The sequence below is a fragment of the Acinetobacter sp. ABJ_C1_1 genome (genome assembly GCF_044684115.1).
Classification (GTDB): Bacteria; Pseudomonadota; Gammaproteobacteria; order Pseudomonadales; family Moraxellaceae; genus Acinetobacter; species Acinetobacter nosocomialis_A.
Map to the genome: position 1 here is coordinate 24,618 of NZ_JBITPU010000024.1, position 6,367 is coordinate 30,984.

The following is a 6,367-nucleotide window of genomic DNA, read 5'->3' on the forward strand; positions in this document are numbered from 1 at the left end:
TTCATTTTATTTTTCTAAAAGATGTGCCGGAACTTTTACAGACATATCCAATAATTGTTGTGCAAATGCTTTACCTTGTGGGTCGATACGTAAGCTTGCAACACCGCCGCCGCCCAAGGCATTTTCCAACATGAAATTCAGTGCATTTAAACCTGGTAACTCATAACGAATTACTCGCCCTTTCTCTGCATCCAAGACATGCTGCATATAACTTGCAACCGTCTGTTCATTTAGTGCTGCACGAATCCACGGTAAATATTCTGCTTTACGCGCAATCACTCCGATATTGCTATGATTGCCTTTATCACCACTGCGGGCATGCGCAATTTCAATCAAAGGAACTTCAATTTCATTCCCTTGATAAACTGCACTTTCACCCGCTGCTAAAGTATTGAATTGCTCTGTAGAAATGCCCCGAGGAATCTCAACCTGATAACGGTTCCCATCAAAATCGATTTCTACATTAATTTGATTTTTATTAATTAAAAATGAAAATAATTTAATCACTGGAGATGCTTTTGGACGTCCACCAACAATACCTGCCAAGGCTGGAGCCATACCTGTTGAAGCCTGTGCAATTTCAGATGCAAAGAACATACATGCTTCTTTAAACATGTGTTTTACAGCGATTTTAACTACCACTTCACGACTATTTAATGTTTGGGCATGGCCGCCATAGGTACTTTCAATACCTAAAATTTCAACAGACTTTTCACTAAATGGCGGCACCGAACGCATTGCTAAAACACGCTCACATTTCGCCAAAATCGCATCGGCAATGACTTGTGCTTTTTGTGGTGCCTCACGTCCTGCAATTAAAAAACTGACTAAAACCCGATAACCATCTGGATAAGTCGCACTGACTTTATATTGTTTAGTCGGTGCTTGTCCTTTTGCACCCGTCACACGAACTCGGTGCTCCCCGACTTGCTCTAAATGTACGTGGCTGAAATCAGCAATGACATCGGGTAATAAATATGCTTGAGGATTGCCAATTTCATAAACAATTTGTTCAGCAACCGTTGCAATAGATACCAGACCACCGGTACCTTGTGGTTTGGTCACAACGAATGAACCATCTTCACTTACTTCAACCACTGGGAACCCCATGTTGTCGAAGCCCTGTACTAGGCGCCAATCGGTAAAATTACCACCTGTACATTGTGCACCACATTCAATCACATGACCTGCCAGTGAGCCTTGTGCCAACTTATCGTAGTCATCTAAAGACCATTGATATTCATGAAGTAAAGGGGCAAGCACCACAGCAGAGTCAACCACACGACCAGTAATCACAATATCTGCGCCTAAGTCTAAGGCATCGCGAATAGCCACTGCCCCTAAATAAGCATTACTACTCGCCACCTGTTCTGGCAAAGCTTCTCCGCTAAACATTTCTTGAATATTCTGTGATTTTAACTGCTCATGTTTTGGCAAAAGATCATCACCTAACACCACAGCCACTTTCAGATCTAGACCATACTCTTTAATAATTTTTTGCAAGGCATCTCGACACGCCAATGGATTAACACCACCAGCATTACTAATTACCTTAATCTTTTTCTCTGCAATTTTTTTTAGTAAGGGTGCCATGACTCGGCTGACAAAATCTAAAGCGTAACCATGTTTTGGTTCCACCATCTTCGCTTTTGCCATAATAGACATGGTGATCTCTGACAAATAATCAAAAACCAAATAATTAATATCGGTTAGATGTACTAATTGGAAAGCGGCAGTATTGGTATCCCCCCAAAACCCAGAGGCACAACCTATTTTCACGACACGCTCATCATCCTGTTGATTACTTGCCATTTTATTTCTCATTATTTTGTTTAAAAATCAAACTCAACATTACCAAGCAAGCGCTTGGTTTGTAAAGAGCAAAATGTTATTGTGAAATTGACCAAAACTGCCAAACTTGACAGCTCAGCTAAAACATGACGAGATTTGGCAAACTTTTCTGTTAAGTATTTTTTATATAAAGGATCCGGCTTTCGCATGATTGCTACTTCAATTGAACAGATTCCAAATATCTCTTGTTTTGACGATAGCCCACGTGGTCGTTTATTACGGGGAGCTGCTTACCTATTTCATAAACAAGGCTATGATAAAACCACCGTACGCGAACTTGCTCAATTTATTGGAATCCAGTCGGGAAGCTTATTCCACCACTTTAAAAGTAAAGATGACATCCTCGCTCACGTGATGGAGGAAACCATTATTTACAATCTTGCTCGTTTACAAGATGCGGCAGCTCAATCTACCAATCCAGAACAACAACTCCGTGCTCTTATTAAATCTGAACTCATTTCAATTACTGGAGATACAGGTGCAGCCATGGCTGTTTTGGTTTATGAGTGGTTTGCCCTATCAAAAGAAAAACAAGATTATCTTTTAAAAATGCGTAATGAATATGAGCAAATCTGGTTGGATGTTATTGAAAAATTACGTACTCAAGGCAAAGTAAAGCATGATGCCTTTATTTGGCGAAGATTAATTGGTGGTGCAATTTCGTGGACCGTAACTTGGTATAAAGCTGAGGGTAAAGTCAAAATTGATGAGTTAACTGAAATGGTTTGGGAGATGGCTTTGAAATGAGTTCTGTAATATCTTAGAATTTGAGGAAAAATATGGAAAGAACATGAATGTTGGGCAATTTTAAATGAAGAATGGATAGAATTTTTGCCCCTTAAAACGTAAATCATATATTATCTATTTAAAAGAATTACCAATAGATTAGTTATATTAAATATTAGGTTCATATTAGATGCTCGATATTGAAACATTAACTGCGATCGTCGGTGCTATTACTGGAATAGCTGGATCAATAATGGGCTATATTAGTTTACAACGTCTTTCGAAAATTAAATCTTTGGATCTAAGACTTGAATTAAAAAAAGCTGAAACTCAATTAATTTTAACTGTGAATGACTTACCAGAGTTATTAACAAAAGCAAAAAGATCACGTGAAGCAATATCATCAGCAACTGGACAACTGCGTTCGGGGGGATTAAAAAAGTGGATTCAAGAATGGGAGACAGACTATATCTCAGCAAAACAAATGATATTAATTCTTCCGAATAGAGATTCCGACTATATCTCCAACTCTCAACGAGATCTAGAAACAAAGTTAATACTTATTCATCAACAATCTGTTAAAGCAAATGCGTTAAAAGAAAAATATGAAATTGAATTAAAACGGGATGAAAAACAACGAGATAGAATTTATGCTGAACGTAATAGTAGAAATCAAAAGAATTAGAATAAACACATCAAAACTTGAAAAGTGTGTTTATTCTATCCCCTGCCGTTCGTGAAGAAAATAAATTAATAACCTAACTGCTTACTAATCAAATCTTTCATAATTTCCTCAGCACCACCACCAATCATATTGACCTTAACCTCACGGTAAATACGTTCAGATTTAGTTCCACGCATAAAGCCCATACCTCCCAATGTTTGTACAGCCGCATCAGCACAAAATTGCATAGTGCGAGTCGCAACATTTTTAAGCATTGAAATTTGTGCCACCAATTCCGGCCCCTGTAAATTCGGCTGAGTCATTTTCCATGCAGTTTCTTCAAGCAATGCCCGTGTTGAGGTCAATTGTGTTGCCATATCTACCAATTTATGGCGAATCACTTGATGGTCTATTAATCTCTTACCAAAAGTTTTCCGTTGCTGTGCCCAGTCTAAAGCTTCTTCATAACAGACTAATGCATACCCATAAGCGACTACTCCCAAGAAGAACCGCTCCATATTAAAGTTATTCATAATAACTTTAAAACCAGCGTTTTCTTTGCCGAGCAGATTTGATATAGGTATTCGTACTTGATCAAAATGCAAATGCGCCGTATCAGAAGCCCACCATCCCATTTTCTTTAAAGGTGTTTTAGTAATTCCTTCACTGTGCGCATCAACGAGCAACATTGAAATACCTTCAGCTCCTGTTTTAGTTGGGTCTGTACGCACTGCAATTGTATAGTAATCTGCACGAATTCCCGATGTGATAAACGTCTTCTCACCCGAGACAATATAGTAATCACCATCACGAACAGCTTTAGTCTGTAATGCAGCGACATCCGAGCCACCACCAGGTTCTGTAATAGCTAAAGCAGAAATTTTTTCACCGGAAATAATACCTGGTAGGACTCTAGCCTTTAACTCCTTACTTCCAAAGTGCTGAATGGGAGGGGCGCCAATTGTGTGTACCATGAGTGAGGTATGTACTCCCCCAGAACCCGCCTTTGCCATTTCAATACCAGCCAGCAATGAATAAAATGGATCTGCATCAGGAATACCACCATATTCTTCTGAAAAACCTAGCCCCAATAGACCAATTTCAGCAGCCTTTCTATAAAGCTCTCTAGGAAATGTCTCAGCCTCATCCCACTCATTAACAAAAGGTGCCATTTCTTTTTGTACAAATCGGCGAACATTGTCAGCAAAAGCAATGTGTTGTTCATTATAGTAAATTGGGTTGAGTTGCATGTTTAGAAATGTCCTGATGTTTTATTTAATTCCTAAACATATCTTGTCATGTTTACAGTCAATCAAAAGTTGCAAGAATCTCCATTTTCTTGGCATAAAACATCAAACAGAATTATTTTTATTTATGTACAACGCCTATACTCTTAAGCAGCAACGAAAACCACGAACAGCATAATAAGACTGTGCTCCATTATGATAAATGAATACCCGACCATAACGTCGGTCAGCAAAAATAGCTCCATCTAACCGTCGAATCTCATCTGGAGTTTTGAGCCAACTTGATGTTTTAAGATCAAATTCCTCTAACTTTTGTAACTCATGGTATTGCTCTTCTGTGAGAAGCTCAGCTCCCATTTCTTTAGCTACATCGATTGCACTATTTTTGGGAGGATGATCTTTTCTAGCCTCCAAAGCCTCTCGATCATAACAAAAGCTTCTACGACCTTTGGGTGTCTCAGGAGAACAATCAACAAATAAATACTCATCCTTCTGTTGATCATAAGAGATAACATCTGGTTCTCCTCCAGTGTTTTCCATTTCTTGCAATGACCATAATTTTTCAGGAAATTTAATGAGTTTAGCCTGTAGATCAGTCCAATTCATTTCTTTATGGCGATGTGTGTTATTTTCAAATCTCTTCTTTAACAGTTCAAGCAGTGAATCTAATTGTGTTTGAGTTAATTGTTTTTTAGTTGTCATTGAATAAATCCTTATAATTATTAAACTGAACGTCCATCAAAATAATTTATTTTTATTTTATCTAAGTCAATGTCATCTATACATCGAACATTAATCGCAAAAATAGAATTACCTTGAGGATCTATACCTTGAGCATAGGGATGAATACCGCAATTTTTACAGAAATAATGATTAATCACATGCTTGTTAAAAGTGTAATTCGCTAAAATATCAGGAGAATCTAAAGTAACTGTAACTTGATTAGTGGGTAGGAACCAAAGTAAAGACCCTTTCTTTTGGCAGATCGAGCAATTACAAGATAAGGCTTCTGTTAGCTCACCTTCTGCGACAAACTTTACCTGACCACAATGACAACTTCCTTTATATTCCATATCTTTTTCCCTCTTTCTAATTTTTAAATTTTTATAATATTCTTTTGGTAGATCAATTTTCAATCTTCTTATAGATTTTGATGTTTTCACCTTTACACAATCTACTTAATTAAAACTCTAGTAGATTATCTAAACACTCCAAAGGTGAAATAGAAATATTCTTTCATCCTACTTTATTTATTGTTAGAAATTACCACCTCAATTCGGCTTAAGATTTGCGGCCAACCTTTTCCCATACCAATAAAAGCCTGTTGGCCAAAAGAAGAATCCATATTAAAACCCGAATGGTTAAGCTGTAAAAGTGTGCCATTTTCTTGAGGAGTTAATTTCCAGCTTAGGGTTGTATCAAGTGCACCGATTGCAAAGTCATATTCAAATAAAATTTCTTTATCAACTGCCTTAACCAGGCAATGTTGTATTCCGAAATTACCCATATCTAAAGTAAATTGATGACCAATTTTAGGCTGAATGTCCCCTTTAGCCCACCATTGCTGGACAAGTTCAGGCGTGGTCAATGCTTCCCAAACTTTTTGAGGAGATTGATTGATAAACTGTGAAACCTCAATGGACTTTAACATTTTTTATTTTAGACTCATCTATAATTTAACTGGTTTTTATTATGCTGCAAAATAATTAGCAATATAAAGGATTATGTAAAATCATATCTCCCCTGTTTTTCCCGCGCAATAAGCAACACCCCAATCTCTTTCGAGACCGGGGTGTTTAGAATAATGAGCTGGCGATGACTTACTCTCACATGGGTAACCCCACACTACCATCAGCGCTAAGAGGTTTCACTTCTGAGT

The 6,367-nt window shown here is 37.6% G+C and carries 8 protein-coding genes; 2 read left to right on the forward strand and 6 right to left on the reverse strand.

Annotation, left to right across the window (positions count from 1 at the left end):
* Positions 1–6: 6 nt before the first annotated feature.
* Both ACG59Z_RS18015 and ACG59Z_RS18020 read right to left on the reverse strand, forming a co-directional pair.
* Positions 7–1,812, reverse strand: coding sequence for an acyclic terpene utilization AtuA family protein (locus ACG59Z_RS18015; RefSeq protein WP_400200626.1), 1,806 nt, complete (start codon positions 1,810–1,812; stop codon positions 7–9).
* A 20-nt stretch (positions 1,813–1,832) separates the two neighbouring features.
* On the reverse strand, positions 1,833–2,000 hold the full coding sequence (locus ACG59Z_RS18020; RefSeq protein WP_400200627.1) for a hypothetical protein: 168 nt from the start codon (positions 1,998–2,000) through the stop codon (positions 1,833–1,835).
* On the opposite strand from ACG59Z_RS18020, the gene ACG59Z_RS18025 reads away from it, so the two are divergent.
* The gene (locus ACG59Z_RS18025) at positions 1,999–2,598 is read left to right on the forward strand and encodes a TetR/AcrR family transcriptional regulator (RefSeq protein ID WP_400200628.1); all 600 of its coding nucleotides are present in this window, start codon (positions 1,999–2,001) and stop codon (positions 2,596–2,598) included. The two genes, ACG59Z_RS18020 and ACG59Z_RS18025, sit on opposite strands and share 2 nt — an antisense overlap.
* Positions 2,599–2,767: 169 nt before the next feature.
* Positions 2,768–3,262 carry a hypothetical protein gene (locus ACG59Z_RS18030; RefSeq protein WP_311069255.1) on the forward strand — a complete coding sequence of 165 codons (495 nt, stop codon included), beginning with the start codon at positions 2,768–2,770 and terminating at the stop codon, positions 3,260–3,262.
* Positions 3,263–3,327: 65 nt separating this feature from the next.
* Here ACG59Z_RS18030 and ACG59Z_RS18035 read toward each other — a convergent pair whose 3' ends face one another.
* From ACG59Z_RS18035 to ACG59Z_RS18050, 4 genes are all read right to left on the reverse strand, one after another.
* A complete protein-coding gene (locus ACG59Z_RS18035; RefSeq protein ID WP_400200629.1) occupies positions 3,328–4,491 on the reverse strand; it encodes an acyl-CoA dehydrogenase family protein in 1,164 nt (387 codons plus the stop codon).
* A gap of 135 nt (positions 4,492–4,626) precedes the next feature.
* Positions 4,627–5,190, reverse strand: a complete 564-nt coding sequence (locus ACG59Z_RS18040) for a DUF4256 domain-containing protein (RefSeq protein ID WP_263614630.1) — start codon at positions 5,188–5,190, stop codon at positions 4,627–4,629.
* A gap of 20 nt (positions 5,191–5,210) precedes the next feature.
* Positions 5,211–5,561, reverse strand: coding sequence for a GFA family protein (locus ACG59Z_RS18045; protein ID WP_263614925.1), 351 nt, complete (start codon positions 5,559–5,561; stop codon positions 5,211–5,213).
* Positions 5,562–5,734: 173 nt separating this feature from the next.
* Complete coding sequence (locus tag ACG59Z_RS18050) at positions 5,735–6,139, reverse strand: SRPBCC domain-containing protein (protein ID WP_400200630.1); 405 nt, start codon at positions 6,137–6,139, stop codon at positions 5,735–5,737.
* Positions 6,140–6,367 lie beyond the last annotated feature (228 nt).

What these genes read in the sequence shown, in the direction of transcription:
- ACG59Z_RS18015 (WP_400200626.1), bottom strand. Translation starts at nt 1,812, where the DNA reads ATGGCAAGTAATCAACAGGATGATGAGCGTGTCGTGAAAATAGGTTGT.
- ACG59Z_RS18025 (WP_400200628.1), top strand. Translation starts at nt 1,999, where the DNA reads ATGATTGCTACTTCAATTGAACAGATTCCAAATATCTCTTGTTTTGAC.
- ACG59Z_RS18020 (WP_400200627.1), bottom strand. Translation starts at nt 2,000, where the DNA reads ATGCGAAAGCCGGATCCTTTATATAAAAAATACTTAACAGAAAAGTTT.
- ACG59Z_RS18030 (WP_311069255.1), top strand. Translation starts at nt 2,768, where the DNA reads ATGCTCGATATTGAAACATTAACTGCGATCGTCGGTGCTATTACTGGA.
- ACG59Z_RS18035 (WP_400200629.1), bottom strand. Translation starts at nt 4,491, where the DNA reads ATGCAACTCAACCCAATTTACTATAATGAACAACACATTGCTTTTGCT.
- ACG59Z_RS18040 (WP_263614630.1), bottom strand. Translation starts at nt 5,190, where the DNA reads ATGACAACTAAAAAACAATTAACTCAAACACAATTAGATTCACTGCTT.
- ACG59Z_RS18045 (WP_263614925.1), bottom strand. Translation starts at nt 5,561, where the DNA reads ATGGAATATAAAGGAAGTTGTCATTGTGGTCAGGTAAAGTTTGTCGCA.
- ACG59Z_RS18050 (WP_400200630.1), bottom strand. Translation starts at nt 6,139, where the DNA reads ATGTTAAAGTCCATTGAGGTTTCACAGTTTATCAATCAATCTCCTCAA.